The 3,222-nt window shown below is 65.5% G+C and carries 3 protein-coding genes; 1 reads left to right on the top strand and 2 read right to left on the bottom strand.

Going from position 1 to position 3,222, the window contains the following annotated elements:
• The coding region (locus ACIRA7_RS16110; RefSeq protein ID WP_396221855.1) for a pyridoxal-dependent decarboxylase at nucleotides 1-425 on the top strand (425 nt) is incomplete at its 5' end.
• 15 nt (nucleotides 426-440) lie between these two features.
• Here ACIRA7_RS16110 and ACIRA7_RS16105 read toward each other — a convergent pair.
• Together ACIRA7_RS16105 and ACIRA7_RS16100 are read right to left on the bottom strand one after the other, a co-directional pair.
• A complete protein-coding gene (locus ACIRA7_RS16105; protein ID WP_396221854.1) occupies nucleotides 441-1,154 on the bottom strand; it encodes a DedA family protein in 714 nt (237 codons plus the stop codon).
• A gap of 24 nt (nucleotides 1,155-1,178) precedes the next feature.
• Nucleotides 1,179-3,222, bottom strand: a 2,044-nt coding sequence (locus ACIRA7_RS16100; RefSeq protein ID WP_396221853.1) for an efflux RND transporter permease subunit, incomplete at its 5' end; no start/stop codon positions are given.

The following is a 3,222-nucleotide window of genomic DNA, read 5'->3' as shown; positions in this document are numbered from 1 at the left end:
CGGTGAACCTGATGGACTACGGCATTCAGCTGGGTCGTCGGTTCCGCTCGCTGAAGCTGTGGATGGTGATGCGCGCCTACGGTGCGGAGGGGCTCGCCGAACGCATTCGCTTTCATTGCGACCTCGCCCGCGACTTCGCCGGGATGGTGCACTTCGAGAGCGGCGGCTGGGAACTCACCGCACCGGTCACGATGTCGCTGGTGTGCTTCCGCTACGCGCCAGCCGGCATGAGTGAACCGGACATCGCGCGCGTGAACGCGGCGATCATGGAGCGGGTGAACGCCGGCGGCCGGGCGTATCTGTCGCACACGAAGCTGAACGGGAGGTACACGCTGCGCTTGGCGATCGGAAACATCCGCACCGACCGGAGCCACGTGGAGGCCGCGTGGGCCGACCTGCGGCAGGCGGCGACCACGATCGGGTAGCGCGCCACGTACCGGTCAGCTGGTGCGGCGGCGCGCAGCCTTGCGTTCTCGGCGGATGCGCTGCCAGCGCACGAAGCCCAGCACGGCCACCGTGACCAGCACGGCTCCGATGATTTCGCCGGCCCGATCGAGGTGACCGAGGGCGCGGACCGCCGCCTCGCCCGCGGCGTACCCGATGGCGGTGAACACGGCCGTCCAGAGTGCCGAACCGATCAGCGTCATCGGCAGATAGAGATACAGCGGCACTTTGGCGGCCCCGCAGGCCATGGGGAGCACGATCCGCAGGCCGAATGCAAAGCGAAGCAGCAGCGAGGCCTTGAGCTGGTTGCGCCGCACCGCTCGCAGGGCGACAGTGCCGGTGGCGCGCACCCGCGGGAACCGGCGGCGAATCATCTCCCATTTCCAGCGGCCCAGCACATACAAGAGCAGGGTGGCCACCCAGCCCCCGAGCGTGATCGCCAGGATGACCCGGGCGAGCCGGAGCTCGCCTTCGTGCGCCGCGATGCCACCGAAGATGGGTGACAGCTCCTCGATGACGATGGTCGAGGCGCCCAACACCACGTAGGTCCAGACGCTGTCAGTCACGGCTTCAAGCCACTTGGTGACGTCGACGGCCGCGATGATGGCGCCGACGCCCGACGCGCCGGACAACACAACGCTCGCCACCCGCAGCAGCAGCGCGGGGGCGAGCGTCGTCGCGACCAGAATCGAGGACATCGGCGGAATCATACCCCGCCAATGTAATCGACTACGTCAATCGCCAGCCTCGGCCACCGGCAATTCGAAGGTACGGAATTGCCCCGTATGCGGCGGCGTGAGTCCGACCCGCCGGGAGAGGCTCGTCCGCATGTTGTCGAAGATCTCGTAGAACGTCGGGATCACGAGGAGGGTGAGCACGGTGGAGGTGATCACGCCACCGATGACGGCCACACCGAGCGGGGCACGGAACTGGGCGCCTTCGCCACGGCCCAAGGCCACCGGAATCATGCCGGCGATCAGCGCGAAGGTCGTCATCAGAATGGGACGCAAGCGAATGGCGCCCGCTTCGATGAGCGCTTCCCGGAGCGGCATGCCGTTCTTTTCGCGCGCCCACTTGGCGAAGTCCACCAGCAGAATCGCGTTCTTGGCCACGATGCCGCACAGCAGGATCACGCCGATGAGGCTCATCAGGTTGATCGTGTTGCCGGTGATGGCGAGCGCTCCCATGACGCCGATGAGCGACAGCGGGAGCGAGATCAGAATGGCGATCGGATCGAGGAACGAGCCGAACTGCACCACGAGAATGAGGTACATCAGCGCCACCGCCACACCGAGCGCGATGAAGATGCTGCCGAAGACTTCGTTCTGTTGCTGGACCTGTCCGCCGCTGGACCGCTTCACGCCCGACGGCAACTGGATACCGGCCGTCTTCGCCTCAAAGTCAGCCACGACTTCGGAAAGCGAGCGACCGGCAATGTTGCCCTGCACCTTGATCACGTTGTCGCGATCGAGGTGGTTGACGATGGCCGGGCCAAGCTCGCTCCGGATGCGGGCGACCTGCTGCAGCGGCACGAGCTGCGCGTTGGCCCCCTGACCCAGTGCGATCGGCAGCTGCGCGAGGTCGGTACCACGGGCGCGCGCTTCTGGCGCCAGTCGGACCATCACCTTGCGCGTCTGGTTGGTGGGATCGACCCAGTCGCCAGCATCAAGACCAGCGAACGCCGGGCGGATCGCCTGCGCCACCTGCCCCACGCTCAAGCCCAGCGACGCCGCCAGCGCCCGATCCACCTGCACGGTGAGCTCCGGCTTCTGCCCCTTCGTGCTGAGCGCCACGTCGACGGCACCGCGCGTCGTCTTGAGCGCCGTCAGATACTGATCGGCCACGACCTGCAGCGCCGCCTTGTCGGTGCCGCGCAGCTCGATGGAGATCTGCTTCTCCTGACCGGCGAAGTCGTTCGTGAAAACCGAGATATCGCTGCCACCGATGCGCTTCACATCCTCGCGAATCACCGCCGCAAGCGTTTCGGCGTCGCGCTGTCCGTCTTTCAGGCGATCGCCCTTGCTGCGGAGCTTGAGATACACGCTGGCCTTGTCGACGGCGCCGCTGGCGCCGCCGGCGGTCACGAACGAGTAGGTGACTTCCGGATACTTCGACGTGACCGCGAAGGTCTCGTTCACCTTCTGGCGCAGATAATCGAGGTTCGCGCCCGGCGGCGTTTCCACGGTCATCTGCACTTCGGCGTTGTCTTCGAGCGGGAAGAAGCCGCCGCCGACCAGTCCAAGCGCGGGCATCGCAATCGCCAGCACGAAGCTCGCAACGGCCAGCAACACCATGGACTTCGGGTGGTCCAGCGCCCAGCCGATCAGCTTGCGGTAACTGTTGGCGAGACCGTCGAACCACTTGTTGAACTGGTCGAGCTTCTTCGTAATCCACCACTTCTCATGCTCCTCCTGATGCGGGTCGGGCCAGTAGGCCGACAGCATGGGATCGAGTGAGAAGGACACGAACAACGACACGAGCACCGAGCAGGCGATAGTCAGGGCGAACGGCTTGAACCACTGTCCCGATTCACCCTCCAGGAAGGCGATGGGCACGAACACCGCGATGATCGAGAACGTAGTCGCCGCGACGGCGAGACCGATTTCATCGGTGCCTTCGCGCGCCGCCGTGTAGTGGTCTTTCCCCATTTCCACGTGTCGCACGATGTTCTCGCGCACCACGATGGCGTCGTCAATCAGAATGCCGATCGCCAACGACAGCCCAAGCAGCGACATGGTGTTCAGCGTGAAGCCGAACGCCCACACAGCCACGAAGCTG

Source organism: Gemmatimonas sp., from assembly GCF_044376735.1.
GTDB lineage: Bacteria > Gemmatimonadota > Gemmatimonadetes > Gemmatimonadales > Gemmatimonadaceae > Gemmatimonas.
Note: the sequence above shows the minus strand (reverse complement) of the source record. Positions and strands in the feature narration are given on the sequence as shown.